Annotated in this window: 26 protein-coding genes and 3 pseudogenes; 16 read left to right on the top strand and 13 right to left on the bottom strand. The window is 59.5% G+C overall.

All coding sequences use genetic code 11. The features are described from left to right. Positions 1-9: 9 nt before the first annotated feature. From KIO74_RS29645 to KIO74_RS32750, 9 genes are all read right to left on the bottom strand, one after another. Complete coding sequence (locus tag KIO74_RS29645) at positions 10-1248, bottom strand: ABC transporter substrate-binding protein (protein ID WP_213339388.1); 1239 nt, start codon at positions 1246-1248, stop codon at positions 10-12. A gap of 119 nt (positions 1249-1367) precedes the next feature. After that, a complete protein-coding gene (locus KIO74_RS29650; RefSeq protein ID WP_213339390.1) occupies positions 1368-1712 on the bottom strand; it encodes an EthD domain-containing protein in 345 nt (114 codons plus the stop codon). 11 nt (positions 1713-1723) lie between these two features. Further along, a complete protein-coding gene (locus tag KIO74_RS29655; protein WP_213339392.1) occupies positions 1724-2491 on the bottom strand; it encodes an alpha/beta fold hydrolase in 768 nt (255 codons plus the stop codon). Between the two features lie 201 nt (positions 2492-2692). After that, positions 2693-3169 carry a VOC family protein gene (locus KIO74_RS29660; protein WP_213339394.1) on the bottom strand — a complete coding sequence of 159 codons (477 nt, stop codon included), beginning with the start codon at positions 3167-3169 and terminating at the stop codon, positions 2693-2695. 9 nt (positions 3170-3178) lie between these two features. Next, positions 3179-3595, bottom strand: coding sequence for a MaoC family dehydratase (locus KIO74_RS29665; protein ID WP_213339396.1), 417 nt, complete (start codon positions 3593-3595; stop codon positions 3179-3181). Further along, positions 3592-4038, bottom strand: a complete 447-nt coding sequence (locus KIO74_RS29670) for a hypothetical protein (RefSeq protein WP_213339398.1) — start codon at positions 4036-4038, stop codon at positions 3592-3594. The genes KIO74_RS29665 and KIO74_RS29670 overlap by 4 nt, the downstream gene beginning before the upstream one ends. Before the next feature lie 12 nt (positions 4039-4050). Continuing rightward, complete coding sequence (locus KIO74_RS29675) at positions 4051-5214, bottom strand: acyl-CoA dehydrogenase family protein (protein WP_213339400.1); 1164 nt, start codon at positions 5212-5214, stop codon at positions 4051-4053. A 103-nt stretch (positions 5215-5317) separates the two neighbouring features. Next, entirely contained in the window at positions 5318-5800 is a 483-nt protein-coding gene (locus KIO74_RS29680; protein ID WP_249731656.1) for a carboxyl transferase domain-containing protein, read from the bottom strand. Further along, entirely contained in the window at positions 5695-6021 is a 327-nt protein-coding gene (locus KIO74_RS32750) for a carboxyl transferase domain-containing protein (RefSeq protein WP_213339404.1), read from the bottom strand. Before KIO74_RS32750 ends, KIO74_RS29680 begins: the two co-directional genes overlap by 106 nt. Here KIO74_RS32750 and KIO74_RS29690 point away from each other — a divergent pair. From KIO74_RS29690 to fabG, 6 genes and pseudogenes are all read left to right on the top strand, one after another. Beyond that, positions 5954-6118, top strand: coding sequence for a hypothetical protein (locus tag KIO74_RS29690; RefSeq protein ID WP_213339560.1), 165 nt, complete (start codon positions 5954-5956; stop codon positions 6116-6118). The two genes, KIO74_RS32750 and KIO74_RS29690, sit on opposite strands and share 68 nt — an antisense overlap. A 118-nt stretch (positions 6119-6236) precedes the next feature. Beyond that, complete coding sequence (locus tag KIO74_RS29695; RefSeq protein ID WP_213331959.1) at positions 6237-7061, top strand: IS5 family transposase; 825 nt, start codon at positions 6237-6239, stop codon at positions 7059-7061. 211 nt (positions 7062-7272) lie between these two features. Continuing rightward, positions 7273-7338: pseudogene (locus KIO74_RS32755) on the top strand (hypothetical protein); the annotation flags it as partial. An 83-nt stretch (positions 7339-7421) separates the two neighbouring features. Continuing rightward, positions 7422-7771 (top strand): annotated as a pseudogene (locus KIO74_RS32760) (hypothetical protein). A 275-nt stretch (positions 7772-8046) separates the two neighbouring features. Beyond that, positions 8047-8226, top strand: a complete 180-nt coding sequence (locus KIO74_RS32765) for an acyl-CoA carboxylase biotin carboxyl carrier protein subunit (protein WP_502762141.1) — start codon at positions 8047-8049, stop codon at positions 8224-8226. 22 nt (positions 8227-8248) lie between these two features. After that, positions 8249-8959: a 3-oxoacyl-ACP reductase FabG gene (gene fabG, locus KIO74_RS29715; RefSeq protein ID WP_213339413.1), complete on the top strand. Its 711-nt coding sequence runs from the start codon at positions 8249-8251 to the stop codon at positions 8957-8959. An 8-nt stretch (positions 8960-8967) separates the two neighbouring features. Here the strand turns inward: fabG and KIO74_RS29720 are convergent, their stop codons facing one another. Genes KIO74_RS29720 through KIO74_RS32775 form a run of 3 tightly spaced genes read right to left on the bottom strand, consistent with a single transcriptional unit; the run spans position 8968 to position 9810 of the window. Beyond that, the gene (locus tag KIO74_RS29720) at positions 8968-9162 is read right to left on the bottom strand and encodes a Clp protease/crotonase-like domain-containing protein (protein ID WP_213339414.1); all 195 of its coding nucleotides are present in this window, start codon (positions 9160-9162) and stop codon (positions 8968-8970) included. 58 nt (positions 9163-9220) lie between these two features. Beyond that, on the bottom strand, positions 9221-9376 hold the full coding sequence (locus tag KIO74_RS32770; protein ID WP_213339415.1) for a hypothetical protein: 156 nt from the start codon (positions 9374-9376) through the stop codon (positions 9221-9223). Between the two features lie 17 nt (positions 9377-9393). Beyond that, entirely contained in the window at positions 9394-9810 is a 417-nt protein-coding gene (locus KIO74_RS32775; protein WP_363317732.1) for an enoyl-CoA hydratase/isomerase family protein, read from the bottom strand. Between the two features lie 178 nt (positions 9811-9988). On the opposite strand from KIO74_RS32775, the gene KIO74_RS29735 reads away from it, so the two are divergent. The 4 genes from KIO74_RS29735 (at position 9989) to KIO74_RS32780 (ending at position 13789) form a co-directional block, all read left to right on the top strand. Further along, positions 9989-11911, top strand: a complete 1923-nt coding sequence (locus KIO74_RS29735; protein WP_213339418.1) for an ABC transporter permease — start codon at positions 9989-9991, stop codon at positions 11909-11911. Beyond that, a complete protein-coding gene (locus KIO74_RS29740) occupies positions 11908-12678 on the top strand; it encodes an ABC transporter ATP-binding protein (RefSeq protein WP_213339553.1) in 771 nt (256 codons plus the stop codon). The genes KIO74_RS29735 and KIO74_RS29740 overlap by 4 nt, the downstream gene beginning before the upstream one ends. Further along, complete coding sequence (locus tag KIO74_RS29745) at positions 12671-13375, top strand: ABC transporter ATP-binding protein (protein WP_213339419.1); 705 nt, start codon at positions 12671-12673, stop codon at positions 13373-13375. Before KIO74_RS29740 ends, KIO74_RS29745 begins: the two co-directional genes overlap by 8 nt. A gap of 210 nt (positions 13376-13585) precedes the next feature. Continuing rightward, positions 13586-13789: an AMP-binding enzyme gene (locus KIO74_RS32780; protein WP_213339420.1), complete on the top strand. Its 204-nt coding sequence runs from the start codon at positions 13586-13588 to the stop codon at positions 13787-13789. 1 nt (position 13790) lies between these two features. On the opposite strand, the gene KIO74_RS29755 is transcribed toward KIO74_RS32780, so the two are convergent. Beyond that, positions 13791-14183 (bottom strand): nuclear transport factor 2 family protein, encoded by a 393-nt coding sequence (locus tag KIO74_RS29755; protein WP_213339421.1) that lies wholly within the window; start codon positions 14181-14183, stop codon positions 13791-13793. Positions 14184-14298: 115 nt separating this feature from the next. On the opposite strand from KIO74_RS29755, the pseudogene KIO74_RS32785 reads away from it, so the two are divergent. From KIO74_RS32785 to KIO74_RS29785, 6 genes and pseudogenes are all read left to right on the top strand, one after another. After that, a pseudogene (locus KIO74_RS32785) lies at positions 14299-14625 on the top strand (MBL fold metallo-hydrolase); the annotation flags it as partial. A 47-nt stretch (positions 14626-14672) separates the two neighbouring features. Then, a complete protein-coding gene (locus KIO74_RS32365; protein ID WP_283772226.1) occupies positions 14673-15332 on the top strand; it encodes an MBL fold metallo-hydrolase in 660 nt (219 codons plus the stop codon). Positions 15333-15422: 90 nt separating this feature from the next. Next, positions 15423-16316 (top strand): alpha/beta fold hydrolase, encoded by an 894-nt coding sequence (locus KIO74_RS29770; protein ID WP_213339426.1) that lies wholly within the window; start codon positions 15423-15425, stop codon positions 16314-16316. Between the two features lie 9 nt (positions 16317-16325). Continuing rightward, a complete protein-coding gene (locus tag KIO74_RS29775; RefSeq protein WP_213339429.1) occupies positions 16326-17048 on the top strand; it encodes an EthD domain-containing protein in 723 nt (240 codons plus the stop codon). A gap of 283 nt (positions 17049-17331) precedes the next feature. Then, the gene (locus tag KIO74_RS29780) at positions 17332-18540 is read left to right on the top strand and encodes an acetyl-CoA C-acetyltransferase (protein ID WP_213339431.1); all 1209 of its coding nucleotides are present in this window, start codon (positions 17332-17334) and stop codon (positions 18538-18540) included. A 27-nt stretch (positions 18541-18567) separates the two neighbouring features. Next, a complete protein-coding gene (locus KIO74_RS29785) occupies positions 18568-20697 on the top strand; it encodes a 3-hydroxyacyl-CoA dehydrogenase NAD-binding domain-containing protein (RefSeq protein WP_213339433.1) in 2130 nt (709 codons plus the stop codon). The last annotated feature ends 1 nt before the right edge of the window (position 20698 follow it).

Below are 20698 nucleotides of genomic sequence, written 5' to 3' on the forward strand. Positions count from 1 at the left end.
TCTCGCGCTTTAGATCTTCAGCTGGACGCCCGGTGTGGGCGGATCAATGATTTCACCGGCCGGGATCTCGAAATAGGTCTTCAGGTTTGCGCCATCCGGACCCGGAACACTGCCGAGGATGCTGACCGGCCCAACCTGCTGGTGATCCTCCTTGCGGAAATAGATCTCACCCTTCGGCGTAAGAACCTTGACATTTTCGAGCGCGTTAACGACGTCCGCCGTCTTTGTGCTATTGGCGGCTTTGATCGCCGCTGCGTAGCTAAAGACCGCCCCGTATGCCGGACCGGTAAGGCTTGAGGGTGTCTTGTCGCCCGTGCGCTTCAAAATCTCGGCCACGAGATCCTGGTTCGCCTTGTTCGGGTTCGTGTTGCCGAAATACCAATGGAGCACCGACCAAACGTTCTTCGGCATGTCCCTCCCGAGAATGATCGGCAGATCGAGCTCTCCGCCCGCATCGACCACCACTTCGAGCTTGTCGCTCAGACCGAGAGTCTTGGCCTGTTTCCACATCGTGATCATGTCCGCGCCGATCATGACGCTAAGAACGCCCTGGGCCGGAGATTGCAACAGGCGGAAAATCTGCGTCTTGTAGTCCGTGGTTCCGAACTTCGCGGTCGTGACGTCAAGAATGGTGACATCCTTCTTGGCGTATTGTGGATAAAATTCCTTCAATCCGGCGGTGAACTGTTTCCAGGAATCATGGCCCACGGAGAAGTCCGAGATCATGCCGCCCCAAACGGTGACATTCGGGAAGTTCTGGGCCATCGCGCGGGCAAGAGCACGATTGCGAGTGAAGTTATTGTCCGCCAGTCGGAAAAAATTCCGATTAAACAGCTCATGTGTCAGAGGATCAAACGGCGAACTTGGCGTCATCATTACCGCATCGAGTGACTGGATAACGCCGGTCAAGGCGATAGAAAGCGCTGTCAGTGATGGGCCAATAATGAGATTAACGCCGGAACCGGTCATTTCGCGCGCGCGGGCGATGGTCTGATTCGGATCGCCCTTATCGTCGCCGAAGACGATTTCGATTTGGCGGCCGAGCACGCCACCGGCCGCATTAATCTGGTCGCGCGCTATCTCGATCCCGATCCGTTGCTTCGTTCCCACCAGCTCAGCCGTGCCGCTGAGCGGAAGGATCGCACCGATCCGGATTCGGTCGGCGGCGAACACGCGCCGACTGCCGAGTGTCGAAAGGCCTGTTGTCGCTGCTGCACCTAGCACTAAATGTCTGCGATTGATCTGCATGATCGCTCCCAATGTTTCCCCAAAATGCACCGGCTCTTCGGCCAGCCTTTCGTGATGCTCCGCATGAAACCTCGCGCGGGCTCCTATCCTTTGATAGGTCTCCCGCCGATACGAAGTATTCACAGTGCTCGTTTCCCGTTCTCGATCGCCTTCAGGACGAATGCCTGGCGCTCCGGATGCATGCCGTTGCTGAGTGGCATGATCGCAGTCCCCGACCGGGAGGAGAGCGTCGATATCGTATTGGGCAGATCGTCGGTCTCAATCTCGTAGATGGCGAAATAGGTCCATGGGAAGGGCGGCGTCATCCGCTGTGCAGCGCTGAGCTTGTAGCGCTGCGCTGCAACGATACCCGGCACCTGGAGTACATCATCGAGGTGACGGTCGTTATACCATTCGTTGAACTCCTCCTCACGCCCCTCTACGGCGTTCGTCAGAACCAATAGTAGATGTTTTTCCGTGGCCATTTGATCTCCCCTTATGGTGATACGCGATGGTGCCGGCTTAAAAAATCAAGGACTGGCGGCATGAAGGTATCGTTGCTGTCGGCGGTCAACATGTGACCGATATTGGGTATCTCTACCACCTGCAGCGACGGCAGGACGGAACGAAAATGAGCGACATCCTGGTCGCGAACGAGCTCGCTTTTGCCGGCTCGAATTAACAGAACGGGATGCGTCGTTCGCCGCGCCGCGGCCTCCACGATCACAGGTTCAGACGGCGGGCGCACAAAGTCATCCTCGGCGATGCGCGGGTCCCACTGCCAGAAGAGCAGCCCCGACGAGTCCTCGCGCATGATGCGGCGCAGCCCGTCAGCATTCTCGGGCGACGGCCTGTTTGAGAAGGTTGCCAGGAACTCGCTCGCCTCGGCGACGGAGCGGAACCCCCGAGCACTTCGCTTCAGAAACCAGCCGATCTTTTCAGCGCCCTCAGAACTCGTTTGCGGTGTCATGTCGACGAGCACCAGGCAGCTGACACGCGAGGGCTGCTCAACTGCCGCTATCAAAGCGCTTTGACCGCCGCGCGAAGCACCAACGATCGCAATCGGACGAGGATCGTCCCGACCGAGATCGATCAGGAGGCGCTCAAAATCCTCGGCCCAGTGCTGGGCCGCGTAAAGACCGTCTGGCGCCCAATCGCTGTCGCCATGGCCCCGCGTGTCGACCGCGATCGCGTGGTAGCCAGCTTTGGCCAGTTGCATGAGACCGCGGGACCAAGCTCGCCGGCTTTGCGCACCGCCATGCAACAGAAGGACCTTCGGAGCGTCATCAGGGCCGGCCACATCGGCCGCGAGAAAAAAATTATCGGCCAGACGAAAGCGAAGTGACGTAACCCGGATCTCCTCTGTAACAGTCACCTTCCGTGCCTGTGGAACCGTCATGCCGCTACTCCAGGGAACGCCGAAAAAAACGATGCGCCACGTTGTGGCGCATCGCGTGTTAAAGCCTCACTCTTCGGCCGGGTACCATTTCCCGTCGCCCTTGCTCTTGTATGGCTTTGCCACCTCAACCAGCACGCCATGGGCGTGCTTCGGTGAGATCCAGCCCCATTTCTGCCAGCTCATTTCCGGATCGCCGGAAATTTCGCCAACTGAATCGATGCCCTTCTCCTTGAGTGCGGCGAGTGAGCCTTCGACATCATTGGTCGTCAAAGCAATATGATGCACACCCTCGCCGTACTTCTCCAGCCTGCGGCCGAGAGGTGTGTTGGGCGCCGGCTCCATCAGCTGGATCTCGGCACCATGATCGGAAACGAACGTGGCCCAGCGCATACGGTCCTCGCCGCCCTCGAAGCCGTCATAACGCACAACGCGCTTCTCGAGCTGCTTCGGATCGAGAACGGACAGAATCTTCGTCCAATGGTCGACGGCTTCGTCGAGATTGCGGACAAGAAGGCAGACATGGGCAAATGGACCGCTTGGCATCAATAACTCCTATTTTTGATCCGGTTTGGATGGTTGTTCAATGATCGCTTTTCCGCCGAGAACAAGATCACGACCGAGAGTCCTCAGGGTGACATCGCAGGCAATGCGTTTCCTGCCGTCGACAACGGTGACCTCGGTGACCGTTCCCGACGCCTCGACCTCATCGCCGCCGTAGACATTGTCCAGGAATCGAACATCAATCATGGTGATTGCACCGCCCGGGAACGCCCTGTGCAGCGCGTTCATGACATAGGCAACATTGGCGGGCCCTTGGTTGATCACGCGATCTCCCAAACCTTTGGCGTGGACGACCGCTGGGTCGAGATGGATTGGATTCGGGTCATGCAGGAAGTCGGCCCATTCCTTCATCGCTTCGGGTTTCGCCACGATCCGGAAGGGCGGAATCACATCTCCGACAACAATCATCGCAACAATTCCTTTCGAGGAAGAACCCAGGTGTTGGTTGTCTCGAGAACCGGCGTGCCGTCCTGTTCGAGCAGGCGCAGTCGGTATTCGAGGACATCCATGACGCCGAGCTTGCGGCTGGCTTTGCGCACGAGGCTGACAATTTCTCCACTTACCCGGTAGGGCTTTCCGGTCATCAGTGGGCCCATGAACTCAACCTTGCTCGATCCCATCATCGGGCCTTCATTCACGTCGAAATCACATATGTCGCAGATGCCCTTGACCGTCTGGCCCATGCCAACCTGAGTGGCGATGAAGAAATATATCGGGTGGGCGCTGCCATCCAAAGATGGCTCTGCATTCGTCGAACGGCAGAGCGCGGCGTTTTCAGCCGGTTCAATGATGATCGGATCTTTTCCATCTAGAGTAGTTCCGGCAACGGCGGGAGCGGGCGGAAAATCCATGATACACACCCCTCAGAATGACCGAGGCAAGCCGAGGTTTTCGGCAAGCGTATTGCGAACCATCTCGTTGGAAATGGGCGTCATGCGCAGAATACGGTGATCCCGCCAATAGCGTTGCATGTCCGTTTCCGCGGAATACCCCATCCCGCCGAGGATCTGGATGCCGAGGTCGGCAGCCTCAACGGCACGCTCCGTCGCCATCATCTTCAGCATGTTCGCTTCATTGCCGCACGGCTTGTTCTGCGCCTGCAGCGAGGCCGTATAATAGAGCAGGAGCTCCACCTCCTTCTGCCAGCATGCGATGTTGGCGATATAGTGCTGGATCGCCTGGAAGGAACCGATAGGTCGCCCGAACGCATGCCGCTGTTTGGCATAGTCAAGCGCATCTTCAAGGATACCGTCGATTGCTCCAAGGCACTGCGCACCAACCATTGTGCGCTCGTTGTTGAGGGTTGGAAGCAGAGTATACCAAGCCTTGCCGGGCTCGCCGAGCACAAGTTCATCCGGCACGAAGACATTGTCAAAATGAACAATGCAAGATCCGATTGAACGCATCCCGAGCTTCGTTACGGGCGTGATCGTAATGCCTTTCTGCTTCGCAGGGACGAAGAACACGGAAAGCCCATGGTGGCGCTTCTCGACGTTACTGTCTGTGCGAACAAGAGTTAGCAAGTAGTCAGCCACCTGCGACGCTGACGACCACATTTTTTCACCGGTAAGAACCCAGCCACCTTCGACCCGCTTGCCGTTCGTGCGGAGCGCGCCGAGAACGTCGGTGCCTCCGCCTGGCTCTGTGAATGCGATCGAGACGCGAAGCTTCCCTGCGGCGATATCAGGCAGAAACCGCTTCTTCTGCTCATCGCTACCATAAACGCCGATTGACTTGCCGCCTGCGAACGACGTGAGGCCCCAGACCCACAACATGCCGCCAAGCGTTCGTGCCAGTTCACGGGCGAAGATCATCTGCATGACGATGTCGCCGCCCTGGCCGCCATATTCTTCAGGGATGCCGATGCCGTGGAACTCAGCTTCCGTGAACTTGTCCCAGAGAGCAAATGGATACTCGTGCTCGTTCTTTTCAAGCTCGCGCGCCCACGATTTCGAAGCCTCCTTATCGACCCACCGCCGCACGGATTCGCGGAAGGCAAGTTGTTCGTCGGTCAGATCGAAATCCATCTCGGGCCCTTCTCGGCGCTAGCAAATTTGTAGGTTTTCTCTTGGATCGCCGGCTCCGTCACACCTATCCGTAGATAGGGCGTGACGGTTCTCCCTATCTCCGTCACTCCTTCGTCTCGATGAGTGGCAAGCCGTGCGTGGCTCGCATATTGCGACAGCAGCCGGGGGAGCCCGCTCTATTTTTGCGGTCGGGAGGCCCCCATGCAATCTCGATCGACCGGGCGACCACCCGACGCGTGTCGGCTGGTTCGATGATGTCATCGAGAAACAGATGGGCCGCCGCCTCCCAGGGTTCGGATTCGACTGTCCACTGTTCCGTCAGTTCGTCGACGAGTTGTTGCACAGCCGCCTGCCCCCTTCCGCGAAAAAGCTGTTCCATGCGACGGCGGTACACAGTCCGCACGCCCGTCTCCGGCGTCATGAAGCCCATCTCCGCGGACGGCCAAGCAAACAGGAAATTGGGGCGCGTGGGCCTTCCGCCTATAGCGAAATGGCCGCCACCATAGCCCGTGAAGTGCGCCGTGGAAGCATGCAAAGCGGAATCGCCATAGGAAGGGCCGAGGATGGCTGCCGCGCGCGGAACCAAGGCCTGCCCCGGCGCGGGTTTAAAGCGCGGCGATGGAAGCCATCGCCGCGTTCCTTTCGTATCTCCCCTCCAAAGCGCTGGGCCTGTTCGATCAGCCGGTTCTGTTTGCGCATGCTCATCGGTGCGGTAGTGCCCGCAAGGATAGTGGGATCGATGCCGATGACACCAACCGCCACACCGTCGATGCGCCCGAAGCCAGTGACCACGCCGTCGCCAGGCACGAAAGCGCCCGGTCCGAAGTTCGGGCAGAACGAGCGCGCCCGTCTCGAAAAAGGCCCCCCCGTCGAGGAGCAGATCAAGCCTCTCCCGCACGGGTAGACGACCGGATGCGCGATGTTTAGCCACCGAATCCTCGCCCCCCATCGCCGTAACGCGGGCCTAAGAGACCGTTTGAGAATGGGTTGATGTGACGGCTGGGTCATGATTCAAGCTTGGGATGTGGACCCGAGCGAGCCGTAGCCGGATGGCTGGATTTGAGAAGCGATCGAAGCGCTACCCGACCGATCTGACGGACGAAGAATGGCTGTTCGTTGAGCCGTTTCTACCACCGGTGGCCAAGCGTGGACGCAAGCCGGCGACGGACCTGCGTGATGTGCTTGATGCGCTTCGCTATCTGGCGCGCACAGGTGGTGGATGGCGGATGTTGCCGAACGACTTTCCGCCCTGGCAGACGGTGTATTGGTGGTTCCGCCGCTTCGTGCGCCGGCTACTGTTCCGTACGATCCACGACGTCACACTGATGCTCGACCGCGAGCGCGAAGGGCGTGAACAGAGCCCGACGGCCGCCGTCGTTGACAGCCAGTCCATCAAGGCACCAGCTGCGGAAAAGCGGGGCTTTGATGCCGGTAAGAAGGTGGTCGGTCGTAAACGGCACATTGCCGTCGATACCGATGGTAGGTTGCTCATGGTCAATCTGACCACTGCCGACATCTCCGACAGCGCCGGTGCTCAAACGATCGTCGCGGCCGTCCGCAAGCGATGGCCATGGCTCAAGCATCTGTTTGCCGACGGTGCCTACGACCGCACCCGCCTTATGGACGCCGCGGCATATCAGGACTTCGTCCTCGAGATCATCCGTCGCTCCGACAAGGAGCCGGGCTTCAAGGTGCTGCCCAGACGCTGGGTCGTCGAGCGCACCTTCGGATGGATGACGCGCTGGAAACGGCTCGTTCGCGATTATGAGAAGCGGATCGACGTTTCAGAGGCGATGATCCACCTCGCTCTCGGCAGCCTCATGCTCCGAAGAAGTGTCCATCCATGACCATTCTCAAACGGACTCTTACGCGCACGAAGATCGGCGATTTTGGCGTCCATACCTGTGCTTTGATCCTGTTCGCTCATGTCTTGTCCCGGCTCCCATCCCCGGAGGCATCATGTCTGCGGACACTCGGACTGCACATATATCTTTCGATAGGTTGCAGGATGTGCCACCGATCTTATCGTAGGCGAAAGCCTCGCATTTCGCAGCAGCCATGCCCGCTACTATCCTGATCGCTAATCGCGGCGGAATCGCCGTCCGATTAATCCGTGCCTGCCGGGCTTCGGGTCTCAGCCCTGTCGCCGTTTTCAGCGATGCTGACCGCGACGGCAGCATGTCCGTCTTGCCGATCGAGCTGTCGCGTTGGGTGGCACGACGGCGCGAGACTCCTATCGCCGGGGGCATGCCATACAGGCGCGAGTTGCGTCGGAAGATCCACATGCTGATTTCACACCCTCTCCAGGCCAAATCAAAGTGCTGGCCCTGCCATCAGGATCATGGGTTCGGACTGATTTCGGCTTCGAGGCGGGCGATCCGTCCCGCCCTTCTACTCCATGCTCGGCAAGATAATTGTGGGAGGCTCTGACCGTGAAAGCGCGCGCTGCCGCCTGGCCTCGGCGCTTGCGGAGGCGGGTATCACAGGCATCGCAAACAACCTCACCTTTTTGCGGACCCTGGTTGAAAGCGACGCCTTTCAAATCGATACAGCATGACGTGCAAGGGGTCGGCCGGGAGCCGATGCGCCTGGAGGCCCCGGCAGAGGAGCCGAGCGTGGTTGAGGCAGATAGCCGGCCTTCCGTCGAGGATCGGTTCTGCCACGCTGTTCTCAATACGCCGCAGGGTGAGATAATCCTCAATGTCTTCATAGCTCACCCCCGCAGACGCTGCACCCTCGGAAAAGCGTGCGGCTGCGGCCTCGTCGGGATCATTCGGCAACGCTACGCTCAAGCAGGGTCCCCTGGTTCCGATAGATGCGACGGTCGTTCGAATCGAAGTCGCCATTGGCGACAGCGTCGAAGCCGATACGGATCTCGCCGCCGTCGAAGCGATCAGAATGGAAATGCCGATTTCGGCAGGAGTTGCGGGAAGGGTCACAATGGTTCATGCGCAGGTAGGCGATACCCTTCGCGCGGGCACCCTTATCTGCACCATTGAACCGCATGGATGAGAAGAGTTAGGTGAAACTTTCAATGAACGACAGACCCGACATCGCCCTTGTTACCGGTGCAGCCCGAGGTATCGGCGCCGCTATAGCGGCGGCGCTGGAGGAAACCCGTTGGCGCGTGGTTCGCATCGATGTGAGTTATGCACCCGGCGATCCGATGAACCGAGCGGTGGACGTCACTGACTACGACGCGGTCGCTGCCATGGTCAACGACATTGAAAGCGGACTCGGTCCGATCGGCGGACTGGTCAACAACGCAGGGATCACGCGCGACGGCTTTTTCCACCGCCTCGACCCCCGCACGCAATGGGATCCGGTCATCGCCGTGAACCTTACAGCACCGTTTCACATGTGCCGAGCAGTCATCCCCGGCATGCGGGAGCGCCGCTTTGGTCGGATTCTCAGTATGTCCTCCATGAACGGCATCAAGGGCCAAGCGGCGCAGGCGAACTATGCCGCGGCGAAAGCCGGGCTGATAGCGATGACCAAGACGCTGGCCCTTGAGACCGCGCCCCTCGGCATTACGGCGAACTGCATCGCACCGGGCTTCATCGACACCGAAATGACCCGAGCCATCCGGCCCGATATCCGCGAGCTCGAAATGGCCAAGATTCCTGCGGGTCGCTTTGGAACGCCGGAAGAGGTGGCAGCGGTAGCCGCTTTCCTGATGTCGGACGCCGCCGCCTTCATGACGGGCGAGACTGTGTCGCTCAACGGCGGACAGCTGATGGCCTGACAGATCGATCAGCCGCGGGAACAGAAATCCGGCTTTCTCTTGCCGAGGAAAGCAGCAGTACGCTCCTTCATGTCAGGCGATGCTTGCAGGACGGTGAGCGCCTCCGTCGAGAAATCAAAGTCCGCGTGATGCAATCGGCGGTCGATCACTTTCTTTCCGACCTCCAGAGCGAGCGGCGAGCTGGCGGCGATCTCGATCGCCATGGCCCGCGCCGTCGTCATCAGTCGGCGGCGGGAACCACCTCCTCGACAAGACCGATCCTCAGGGCCGTCGCGGCATCGATGCGACGGCGCGTTGCAACCAAGAGCTTGGTCCATGAGCGGCCAATTTTATCGGGGCCCGGATGATCCCATAGCCCGGCACAAGACCGAGCGCCGCCTCAGGCATCCCGAACTCGGCACGGTCTCCGGCGATCACAACGTCGCAGGGGAGCCTCAGTTCGCAGCCACCCCCCAAGAGCCGGTCCGTTGACGGCAGCGATGATGGGTAGGCTTGAGCGCTCTACAGCGAGAAAGGCGCGCATCGCCTCCTTCTGATATTCTCTGCGGTCGATCATCCCCGAGCTCGTGGAGCGACCCTATGTCGCCTCCGGCGGAAAAAGCTCGCTCGCCGGCTCCCGTAACAATGACAACCCGTACCGATCGGTCCCCTTCAAGCTCGCCGATAACGCGACTTATCCCAGGATAAAAGCCACGGCTCATCGTGTTGAGTTTTTCCGGTCGGGCGATCATGACGATGGCGACCGCACCCCTCGTTCGACGATGAGGGGCGTGTCGGGAGATGGTGTCGGCGCGGTCATGGTGGGTGTTCTCTCCTCGAACCGGCCGCCGAGAGACGTCAGGGCGGCTCAACAGGACCGGGCAGGTCTGTGATGGGGAGACGATAGACCTATCCGTGGATAGGTTCGCGCACCTTGCCTGCTGGAGAAATTACCCGGATGCAGCGGCGGGCGCCGGTCAGGTTGGCCGGATGGGCGGAACGTCGTAGCGCCGAGGCGCGAACCAACAGCGCCCACCTGAAGGAGGGTACATGCTGGATCAGATCCTTTTCGCCGTTGCCAATGGCCTAGCTTCCGGCATGGCAGTATTTCTCGTCGCGGCCGGTGTAACCCTCATTTTCGGTCTGTTGCGCATCCTCAATTTTGCCCAGGGCAGCTTCTTCATGGTTGGCGCCTATGTGGCGTTCAGCATCACGGGAACGTCGCCAGGATCGCTCTGGAGCTTTCTGTTTGCCTCCGTCGTGGCGGGCGCGACGGTGGCCGCTCTCGGTCTGCTGACGGAAAAGGCGATCTTTCGCAGGCTCCGCAAGTATGATGAGGCCTATACATTGATCGCCACATTTGCGCTTATGATGGCGCTCGACGGCGCTGTGAAGCTAATCTGGGGCCTGAATTACCATTCAACCAGCTCGCCGCCCGCGCTGGCAGGCGTTTTCATCTTCGGCCCGGTCATCCTCCCTCTGTACTCAGTGTTCCTCATCGGGTTGGGTCTCGCCGTCTTTGTCCTTCTCGAGTTCGGGATCCACCGCCTGTGGATCGGAAAAATCGTCCAGTCGCTCGCGAGCGACCAATGGATGTCCGGATACGTCGGCATCAACGTGCCGGCGATGCTCACGCTCACCGTTGTCGCCGCTTTCTTTCTCGCCGGACTCGCGGGAGGACTACTGCTACCCAACCAGAGCCTGTCTCCCGCGCTCTCCCACGCCTTCCTGTTGCTGGCCTTCATTGCCGTCATCATCGGTGGGCTCGGAAACATCCGCGGCGCGTTCATGGCCTCACTCGTTCTCGGGCTGGTCGACAGCCTCAACGCGGTACTGCTGCCCGATCAGCCCGGCATCGCCATGTATGTCGCGATGGTCGGCTGCATGCTTTGGCGTCCCGCCGGGATCCTCTCTGCCGGAACGGGCGATCAAACCGTCCACAACCATGCTAGCGGTGGAACTCCGATCGACTGGAGCCGCTATCGTCCTTCCTTGATCGCTGCTGGCATCGTCCTTGCTATTGCCGTTGCGGCCATGCCGCTCTGGGCAAATCCCGGCCTCGTATTCCTTGCCGGTATTGCTCTGGTCGCCGCGCTATTCGCGTTATCCTGGAATTTCCTGTTCGGAACGACGGGCCTGGCGACCTTCGGGCACGCAGCCTTCTTCGCCATCGGCGCGTACTCATCTGCACTGATGCTGAAAGCGACCGGGGGACAATGGTTCCTGCTTATTCTTCTCGCGAGTGCCGCAATTGGCTGTGTCGTCGCTGCTGCCGCGGGCAGTATCGCAATCCGTAGGACCACCGGCATCGCTCTGGCGATCCTGACCTTGGCGCTCAGCGAGATCATGAGGCTTCTTATCAGCTCATCGTCGCAACTCGGCCGCGACGATGGCGTCTCTGGCATCCCGCGGCCTCAGTTCGACCTCGGCTTCGTGACAATCAGTTTGCAATCGACCAGCCAGTATTTTTGGTTCTTGTTTGTCGTCTGCGGCCTGACGGCTCTGGTGCTGTGGTGGATCACGGCAGGACGCTTCGGCCGCGTGCTTCGCGCGATCAAGCAGGATCCGGAGCGGACGACCTTCCTCGGCATCAACATCGCCCGGGCGCGCCTCCTGTCCTTCATGCTCTCCGGTACCGTTGCCACATTCGCGGGCGCTCTGCAGACGCCGTGGGTGCAGATCGTCACCCCTGAAGCAGCGAACTATTTGGTCTCGATGCAGCCTATGCTCAGCACACTTCTGGGCGGAGCATCGTTCTTCTGGGGGCCTGTTATCGGTACGATCCTCTTTTTTATCATTGATCAGGCTACACGCTCGCTTGCAGGTCTCTCTGAGGTCGTGACGGGATCGGTGTTGCTCATCTTCGTGATGCTCGCGCCTGATGGGATGCTCGGATTGATCGGCCACCTCAGAAAACAAAAATCAACGCCATCCGCCGCGCGCGGCGGCGCGACCGAGGTGATGCCGTCATGACGCCCGTTCTTAAAGCAGAAGGTCTTTTCAAGAGCTACGGAGCGATCCCGGTACTGCGCGATGTCAGCCTTGAGGTCGCGCCGACCGAAACGATCGCTATCATTGGGCCGAACGGCGCTGGGAAAACGACCTTGTTCAAGACGCTGACTGGCGAGGTCTTCCCGGAACAGGGCCGTATTGCAGCATTCGGCGAGGACGTGACCCGTATGCCCGCTGCAGCGCGCGTCGCCCTCGGCTTTGGTCGGACATTCCAGGTGGCCCGCGTCTATCCCGAAACGACTCTCCTAGGTAATCTCGTCCTGGCGGTCGAGACCCGCAAGCGCATCGCAGACGAAAGGATCAGCGCTCCCTTCGCCTTCCGAGCCTCAGCAGACACACTTGCGGATGCCGAAAACTGGCTCGATGCCGTCGGGCTTGCAAAGCTTAAATCGATGGAAGCGCGTTTCCTTTCGCATGGCGATAAGAAACGTCTCGAGATGGCGCTCACATTGGCCCTGAAACCAAAACTCATGATGATGGACGAACCCACGGCCGGGATGTCACCCTCTGACCGCGGCGAAACTGTCAGTCTGATCCGGAATATCCGTGAGCGGTTCGGCGTCACCCTGTTGTTGACGGAGCACGACATGGACGTCGTGTTTGGCCTCTCGAGCCAAATCATGGTTCTCAACTACGGAGAGGTTATCGCCATGGGGACCGGCGAGGAGATTCGCAACAATCCGGCAGTCCGTGACGTCTATCTCGGTCATCAGGTGCAGCATGCTTGAGGTCACACAGCTTGAGGCCTTCTACGGTGACAGTCAGGTCCTCCACGGTATCAGCCTTACGGTGAGGCCAGGTCAGCGCGTCGCCGTGATCGGCCGGAATGGGGCAGGCAAGTCCACCCTCCTGAAAAGCATCATGGGCGGAGGAACGATAGTCTCGGGCCATTTACGATGGGACGGCGCGGATCTCCGACCGTTGGCAGGCTATCAGCGAACACGCCTCGGCTTATCCTTCGTTCCAGAGGACCGGCGGATCTTCCCACATCTCACCGTCGTCGAAAATCTTGAGATAGCGCGCTACGCCACTGCGAAGGGGAAGACGCCGGCGACACCGGATGAGATGATCAGCTTCTTCCCCATGCTCGATCCGCTTCGGGCACGTCTTGGCAACCAATTGAGCGGCGGCCAGCAACAGCTTCTCGCCGTCGCACGGGGGCTCCTCCCGATGCCCCGACTGCTCCTGCTCGACGAGCCAACCGAGGGACTAGCACCAGTCATCGTCGAGCAAATGGCGCAGTCGATCAATGCCATATGCCTCAAGCAGAATGCTGCCATGCTCCTCAGCGAACAGAACCTCTGGTTTGCCCGTCAATGTACGGACACGCTACACGTTCTCGATACCGGTCGCGTCGTCTTCAGCGGGACTTGGGAAGAGTTCGACGCGCGGCCCGATATACGCAATCGGCACCTGGCCGTTTGACCCATCCCATAACGATCCGTGCATCGCCGATCGAGCCATAGGCGGAGCTCAAATTAAGTCCTGCCCACATTCTCGGGATTATCTGGCCGCCAGAGGAGACGCAAAAATGGATTTCCAGCTATCGGAAGAGCACACAGCCTTCCGCGACATGGTGCATCGCTGGGTCGACACCGGGGCTCCCAAAATGATCCGATAGCGCGGCCGAAGGCTTTGCCGTACGATGAGCGCCTCGGCGAGGTCCCCGTCGCATTCGTCGAACGCAATCTGGACAGTCAAATTGATGCTGACGAACTGATGGCATTTTGCAAGGAAAAGATCGCGACCTTCAAAATCCCGCGGAGAGTAGTGTTCCTGACAGAATGGCCAATGTCTGCAACGAAAGTGCAGAAGTTCAGGCTCAAGGAGCTGCTCTGAGTCAATCACGGTCAGCCGCCGCGAGCGCGGCAGTGTCCCAGTAATACGGGATGATTTCTCGAAGCTGGCCGTCGCGGAACCGCCAAAGCTCCAGCACCGTTGTGTCGAGTGACTTCCCGGTTCGCCGTGAGAATCCGACGAGCGAGAGCCGAATGACGATAGTATCGGGCGTCTCGCCAAGGAACTCAATCGGTGTCGCCTTCACTCCCTTCCAGCTGGTGACGATCGCCTTGCAGAGGGCCTTCCAGCCATCAATACCTCGCCATTTGCCGCCATAGGGGAGACTTTCCGCCTCGTGGCAGACGAAATCTGGGGCGAGCATTGAGCCGAGTGTTTCAAAATCGCCCTTTTCCAGAGCGGCGAAGAATCGTTCACAGAAGTTTTGGTGTGTCATCGTCCGGTCTCCCAAGAAAACGAAATGATTGCAGGGGGGCCGATGGCCTCACCTGTCGAAAGACAGGTGAGGCCATGTGAGCTGTGCTCCTAATTTTCGTTGGCGCGCGCGGACCATGCTGAGATACCCGTTCGATAGACCACTCGATTTCGGCAGTGCGGTGGAAATCGCTCCAGAGCTGTTCTGGATACGCGTACCGTTGCTGTTCGAGATCGAACACGTGACCTGCTATCTGCTTCACAGCGGCCAAGACTGGATCGCTATCGAAGCGGGACCCGACTACGCGCCCGCGCGCGCGATTTGGGTTTGGGATAGCATCTTCTCCTTCATCGGTGGCGCAGACAAGCTTCGAAGGTTGATCTTGACCCATGGTCACGCCGACCACGCCGGTGCAGCTGGCTGGGTTCACGAAGCCACAGGCTGCGAAGCCTGCATCACTGCGCCGGAATTGCGAGACCTCTTAATTAATTCACGTTTCGATACGCCTGAATGGAGATTGTTTTCCAAGCGCATTATCGCCGTATCGGATGTACACCGGCTGAAGCCGCCAAAGCCACGCTGTCGCGGTTGGAGAGCTGGGGTCATATCGGACCCCTGCCCGAAAAGGTCGCGTTGCTACCCGCCGACGGATTCATCGAGACCGGTTCCCGTCGTTGGGAAATCATGACCGGCCCCGGCCGCCACTCGCCAGAGCCCGTGATGCTTTACGATCAAGAAAACGGAGTGTTAATCGCCGGGGATCAGATCCTGCCCGGGGGGACACCTCATCTCGGCGCGACCCCAGAGGATCCAACCGCAACGCCAGCTCGACACTATGCGGCCTGTCTCGATCGCCTCGAAGAGAAAGTGCGCCCGGATGCGTTGGTCCTCCCGGGGCACGGACTCCCTTTTCGCGGGCTTGACCACCAGATCGCCCAAGCTCGTGCATATATGGCGCGGCGCCGTGGCCAGATCAGCGCCCTGTGCAAGAGCCAGCCGATGGGCATCCGTGCATTGGCAGAAGCGGTATTCCGAAGCAAGATCCGTGGATCGCTGATTTTCACGGTCGCGGACATCCTGGCCTGCGTCAATCAGCTGTCCGAGGAGGGTCTCATCGCCCTGTGTGACGCGGACGGGGGTTTGATGGCTCTCGCGAGACCACAGAAGTGAGATGGGCAGCTTTTCTATCCAAAGAAAGGCGCTTCGTGGTGCCGCTCTAATACCTAGGGTGAAGAAACAGTTGGGATCCTGAACAGCCTCATGTCTTCGCCCAATCATGCAATGCCGACACGCCAGCGGCGTTTTGAGCTGCCGAACGGTTTGATTCTTGTTGGCAAGGAGGTGGGCGACCCCTCGGCGTCGCTGGTTTTGCTGTTTCACGGTGGAGCACAGAACCATCGTGCCTGGGAGCGCAGCTTGCAATCGCTTGCGCGCTCCGGCTACCGGGCAATTGCTGTCGACATGCGCGGCCACGGGGATTCCGGCTGGGCGCCGGATGGGCGTTACGGCATAGAAGACTGGGGCGCGGATACTGTCTGCTTGGTCGAACAGCTGTCCCGCGAGAGCAACAAGAAGATCGCGCTTGTCGGTGCATCGCGCGGCGGCCTCGGCGCGTTGCTGACGGCCGCTTCCCACCCCGACCTCGTTTCGTGCCTTGTGATGATTGATGTCGCGCCTAGGATTGACGAGTCCGGCATGGGCGCGATCCGCGCGTTCATGCAGCGTAGCGCGGAAGGTTTTGCGACTGTCGAGGATGCTGCGGCGGCGCTCACCAAATTCATGAACCGCTCACCACGCGGCGACGCCTCAGGGCTCCAGGCGATCATGCGTCGGGCTGAGAACGGCCTTCTATTCTGGACATGGGATCCGCGCATGGCAGCCTCCGAATTTGTGAGGCCGCCGTCGGAGGCGGTTCTCTCCATCGAGGCGGCTCGAAGGCTGACGGTGTCCACGCTCGTCGTCCGCGGCGGGAACAGTGAGTTGATGCGCGATTGCGACGTCGATCATTTCCGCTCGATCACCCCGCACCTTGAAAGCGTCACTGTGCCCGGGATCGGCCATATGCTGACGGGCGATAGCAACGACGCCTTCATGCCGTCCGTGCTGGATTTTCTCCGTCGCCGCCACCCGGCAATTGCCGCCGCTCTGCCCTAGGAATCATCGATGGCTCACCGTTTTGTCCTCCTAAAACGACGAGCCGACCTCGGCCGGGAAGCGATGCACTCCTATTGGGCGGGGCATCACGCGGATTTGGCGTTATCGTTGCCTGGGTTCCACCGCTACGCGTTGCGCTACGTTCAGAACCACCTGTTACCCTCGGCAATCCCGTCCGCAGCGGAAGAGTATGACGGCATTGGCGAGATCTCTTCGACCAGCGACCGCGAAAGACTGGCGGCCTTCCACCAAATTTATCACGATTTTCTCCGCCTGGATGAAGCAAATTTTCTCGACATCGACCAGTGTGTCTCGCTCTACGCAGCACGACGCGTTGTCATGATAACCCCTAGACGGCCGAGCGTGAAGTTCTTCTCCTTCATCCGACGCCAACCGACAATGAGCCATACCGATTTCCTCCATCACTGGGAACATTGCCACGGTCCGCTGGTTCGTGATTTCCCCGATTTCAGAGGCAAAATCGTCGGATACATTCAACATCAGCTCGACCCTGACCGTGAAAAAAGTCTGGGTACCGGAAAACCCGTTTTCAGTTTTGACGGCATCGCCGAACTGCATTTCGAATCAAAGGACGCTTTTCAGGCATTTTTTTCGCTCGGCGAGAAGATGCAACCGATCCGGGATGACGAGAAAAACTTTCTTTTGCAGCCGAGCATGCGAATGCTGGTCCGCGAAATCGACTTCAAATCGCGTCTCAGAGAAACCCCGTGATCTTGTTGAAGCCCGTTAGGACAACTAGCTTATGTTGAGCGGACGGAAGCGCCAGCCTTCTTGATTTGCATATCCCGGGCCACCGTCCCGCCGCATCATTTGGCCGCTCACGAGTTGGCTGCTGACACCCGGCAGTTACTGTCGGGGGCCTGACCTGTGCAGCGAGATCCCCCAAGCTCAGGCGGCTCATCCGCGCCCTGCCTTTCTTTCGGTAGGTTTCTGCGCGGGCTTGGTGGTTGAGATGGCACAGGAACTCTGATTTTTGAACCATGGGATGCTCAGGATGGTTGAGGCATTTATCTACGATCATGTGCGGACGCCGCGCGGTCGCGGTCGTCCGGACGGCGCCCTGCATGAGGTGACCGCGGTCCAGCTCGCGACACAGGTCCTAAAGGCTCTCTCTGATCGCTCATCCTTGGACACGTGCTTTATTGATGACGTGGTGATGGGCTGCGCTCAGCCTGTCGGCGAACAAGGCGGCAACATCGCCCGTGCGGCCGTACTGACCGCGGGCTATGATCAAGGTGTGGCGGCTCAACAGGTGCACCGATTCTGCGCATCGGCGCTCGAAGCTGTGAACAATGCCGCTGCCCAAGTGATGGTAGGCGCGTCGGATGCCGCCATCGGCGCTGGCGTGGAATCCTTGTCCCGGACCTTCATGGGTGCAGATAGCGGAGCTTGGGCTGCTGACCCGGCAGTCGCCTACAACACCTACTTTGCACCGCAGGGCATCGGGGCAGATCTCATCGCAACGCTCGACGGCTTCTCTCGGGAGGACGTCGATTCCTACGCGGTAGAGAGCCAGAAGCGCGCGGCAGCGGCCTGGCGAGAGGGACGTTTTAAGAATGCCATCGTGCCAGTACGTGACGTCCTGGGCGACGTTCTCCTTGATCATGATGAGCACATGCGGCCGGGAACCACTCTCGAACAACTGGGGGCGCTGAAACCTTCCTTCACTTTCCTGGGGGAGCAGGCGGGATTCGACCTGGTCGGCATACAAAAGTATCCACAGATCGAGACCGTCAGCCACGTTCATACCGGTGGTAATTCGTCTGGAATCGTGGACGGCGCTGCCGGCGTTCTCGTCGGCAATGTGGGTTTTGGTAAGAAAACTGGCCTGAAGCCGCGCGCCCGTATCCGCGCGTTTACGTCGATTGGAAGCGAGCCGACCATCATGCTCACCGCTCCTGCGGACGTGACGAACAAATGCCTGGCGCGGGCGAGTATGACGAAGGATGACATCGATTTGTTCGAGGTCAACGAGGCTTTCGCCTCTGTGGTCCTGCGGTTCATGAAGCTGCTCGAAATTGACCATGCGAAAGTCAACGTCAACGGCGGCGCCATCGCGATGGGTCACCCGCTTGGTGCGACGGGAGCAATGCTCGTTGGCACCGTACTCGATGAGCTCGAGCGGCGGAGCCTCGGGACTGCCTTGATCACGCTCTGCGCCGGCAATGGCCTCGGCACAGCGACGATCATCGAGCGCATCTGATTTTCGAATTTGACTGGAACATTTCCAATGAAGCACATCAATCTGACGGTCGACAATGACGGAGTGGCGCTTCTGACGCTCGACCACGCGACCGAGTCAACCAATCTCGTTTCGCCCGAGTGGGTTGCCGAAATGAATGAGGCGATCGAGAAGATCGCATCGGACGACAGAGTAAGAGGCGCCGTCATCACATCAGTCAAACCGATGTTCATGGCGGGCGCCGATCTCAAGATCCTCACCAAGGGATTCACAAAGGCCGAGGCGCTCGAGTTCAGCCTAATGCCGACACAGATGCATCGCCGGCTGGAAACTTGCGGAAAACCTTTCGTCGCGGCGATCAACGGTCTCGCACTTGGCGGAGGATACGAACTCGCGCTCGCCTGCCACCGTCGGATTATCGTCGACAGTCCAGAGACGCTCGTCGGCCTGCCGGAGGTCAATGTCGGGCTCCTCCCTGGCTCTGGGGGAACGCAGCGTCTGATCCGGATGGTGGGCGTGAAGAAAGGTCTCGAGCTCTTGCTGTCGGGAGCGTCGCTTGCACCGGCTGAAGCGCTTAAGGCCGGTCTTGTGGATGAAATTGTACCCGCTGACAGGCTTCTTGACGCCGCGAGTGCGTGGATCCTCTCCGGACCCGATTCAGTCCGTGCCTGGGACAAGAAGGGGTATCCCGTTCCCGAAGGCAGCGGCCTCCTCAACGCGCAGATGGCATCGCTGTTCTCTATGCAGCCCGCCGCAGTCGCCGCGAAGACCTTGCACAACTATCCCGCTCCGGCAGCGATCCTGTCGACGGTATTCGAAGGCATCCAGCTGCCTTTCGACAAGGCGCTCTCGGTCGAAAGCAAATATTTTGCGAAGCTTCTTTGCGAGGTCGAAGCTCGCAATATCATACGCACGACGTTCATTAACAAAGGTCGCGCTGAGAAGCTCGTGGCGCGTCCTGAGGGTGTTCCGAAGGCAAAGGTTGAGAAAGTGGGCGTTCTGGGCGCAGGGATGATGGGTGCCGGTATCGCCTTCGTCAGCGCTCTTGCGGGCTGTGAGGCCGTGCTCATCGACAGATCACAGGCCGAGGCCGACAAGGGGAAGGCCTATTCCGAAAAGCTTCTCGCGCGTGACGTCGAACGGGGCCGCCGGAGCCGCGAGGACGCCGACAAGATTCTGGCTCGTATCTTGCCGACAACCGACTTTGACAAGCTTGCCGGGGTCGGTTTGGTAATCGAGGCCGTTTTTGAAGACAAAGCTATCAAGGCAGACGTGACGCGTCGCGCGCAGGCGGTAACCGGACCCGATGTCCTCTTTGCGAGCAACACGTCGACCTTGCCGATCACAAATCTCGCAGAGGCGGCCGTTCGGCAGGAAAATTTCATTGGGCTGCACTTCTTCTCACCTGTCGACCGCATGGCTCTCGTCGAAGTCATCCTGGGCAAGAAAACGAGCAAAGTAGCTCTCGCCCATGCGCTGGACTTCGTAGCGCAACTCCGCAAGACGCCAATCGTCGTCCACGACAGCCGCGGTTTCTATACGAGCCGCGTATTTCAAACCTTCATTTACGAGGGCATGGCCATGATCGGCGAAGGAATTGCGCCAGCTCTGATCGAAAATGCCGGGAAATTTGCCGGAATGCCCGTTGGCCCGCTCGCCGTGACGGATGAAGTGTCACTGGAACTTCCGATGAAGATCATCGCACAGGCCGAAACTGAACTGGGCCACGCTTTCCGCCGACCGCAGGGCTATGACGTGATGAAAAAAATGGTCGAGGAATTCAAGCGCGAGGGTCGAAAGGCCGGCGCCGGGTTCTACGACTATCCTGACGGAGCGCCCAAACGTCTCTGGTCGAAACTCGTCGAACATTTCCCTCAGAAGACCAGCCAGCCTGATCTCGCTGAACTGAAGAAACGCATTCTCTATATTCAGGCGATTGAGACCGCGCGCTGCCTCGAGGAAGGCGTTCTCACCGATCCCGCAGACGGGGATCTAGGTTCGGTTCTCGGATGGAGTTACCCGACCTACACGGGAGGGACGCTCTCACTAATTGATAGCGTGGGCATCCGCGACTTCGTCGCCGAGTGCGACCGCCTCGCGGAGCTATATGGCGACCGGTTCAGGCCTTCCGAATGGCTGCGCCAGCGGGCCGAGAAAAATATCCCGTTCCACAGCTGAC

Source organism: Chelatococcus sp. HY11, from assembly GCF_018398335.1.
In the GTDB taxonomy this organism is placed as follows: Bacteria; Pseudomonadota; Alphaproteobacteria; order Rhizobiales; family Beijerinckiaceae; genus Chelatococcus.

Coding starts and splice junctions, on each gene's coding strand:
- KIO74_RS29770 (WP_213339426.1), top strand. CDS start 15,423: ATGTCTTCGCCCAATCATGCAATGCCGACACGCCAGCGGCGTTTTGAG.
- KIO74_RS29720 (WP_213339414.1), bottom strand. CDS start 9,162: ATGGCGATCGAGATCGCCGCCAGCTCGCCGCTCGCTCTGGAGGTCGGA.
- KIO74_RS29650 (WP_213339390.1), bottom strand. CDS start 1,712: ATGGCCACGGAAAAACATCTACTATTGGTTCTGACGAACGCCGTAGAG.
- KIO74_RS29775 (WP_213339429.1), top strand. CDS start 16,326: ATGGCTCACCGTTTTGTCCTCCTAAAACGACGAGCCGACCTCGGCCGG.
- KIO74_RS29645 (WP_213339388.1), bottom strand. CDS start 1,248: ATGCAGATCAATCGCAGACATTTAGTGCTAGGTGCAGCAGCGACAACA.
- KIO74_RS29675 (WP_213339400.1), bottom strand. CDS start 5,214: ATGGATTTCGATCTGACCGACGAACAACTTGCCTTCCGCGAATCCGTG.
- KIO74_RS32365 (WP_283772226.1), top strand. CDS start 14,673: ATGGAGATTGTTTTCCAAGCGCATTATCGCCGTATCGGATGTACACCG.
- KIO74_RS29785 (WP_213339433.1), top strand. CDS start 18,568: ATGAAGCACATCAATCTGACGGTCGACAATGACGGAGTGGCGCTTCTG.
- KIO74_RS29665 (WP_213339396.1), bottom strand. CDS start 3,595: ATGATTGTTGTCGGAGATGTGATTCCGCCCTTCCGGATCGTGGCGAAA.
- KIO74_RS29735 (WP_213339418.1), top strand. CDS start 9,989: ATGCTGGATCAGATCCTTTTCGCCGTTGCCAATGGCCTAGCTTCCGGC.
- KIO74_RS29740 (WP_213339553.1), top strand. CDS start 11,908: ATGACGCCCGTTCTTAAAGCAGAAGGTCTTTTCAAGAGCTACGGAGCG.
- KIO74_RS29755 (WP_213339421.1), bottom strand. CDS start 14,183: ATGACACACCAAAACTTCTGTGAACGATTCTTCGCCGCTCTGGAAAAG.
- KIO74_RS29660 (WP_213339394.1), bottom strand. CDS start 3,169: ATGCCAAGCGGTCCATTTGCCCATGTCTGCCTTCTTGTCCGCAATCTC.
- KIO74_RS29745 (WP_213339419.1), top strand. CDS start 12,671: ATGCTTGAGGTCACACAGCTTGAGGCCTTCTACGGTGACAGTCAGGTC.
- KIO74_RS29670 (WP_213339398.1), bottom strand. CDS start 4,038: ATGGATTTTCCGCCCGCTCCCGCCGTTGCCGGAACTACTCTAGATGGA.
- KIO74_RS29690 (WP_213339560.1), top strand. CDS start 5,954: ATGCCGATGACACCAACCGCCACACCGTCGATGCGCCCGAAGCCAGTG.
- KIO74_RS29695 (WP_213331959.1), top strand. CDS start 6,237: ATGTGGACCCGAGCGAGCCGTAGCCGGATGGCTGGATTTGAGAAGCGA.
- fabG (WP_213339413.1), top strand. CDS start 8,249: ATGAACGACAGACCCGACATCGCCCTTGTTACCGGTGCAGCCCGAGGT.
- KIO74_RS29780 (WP_213339431.1), top strand. CDS start 17,332: ATGGTTGAGGCATTTATCTACGATCATGTGCGGACGCCGCGCGGTCGC.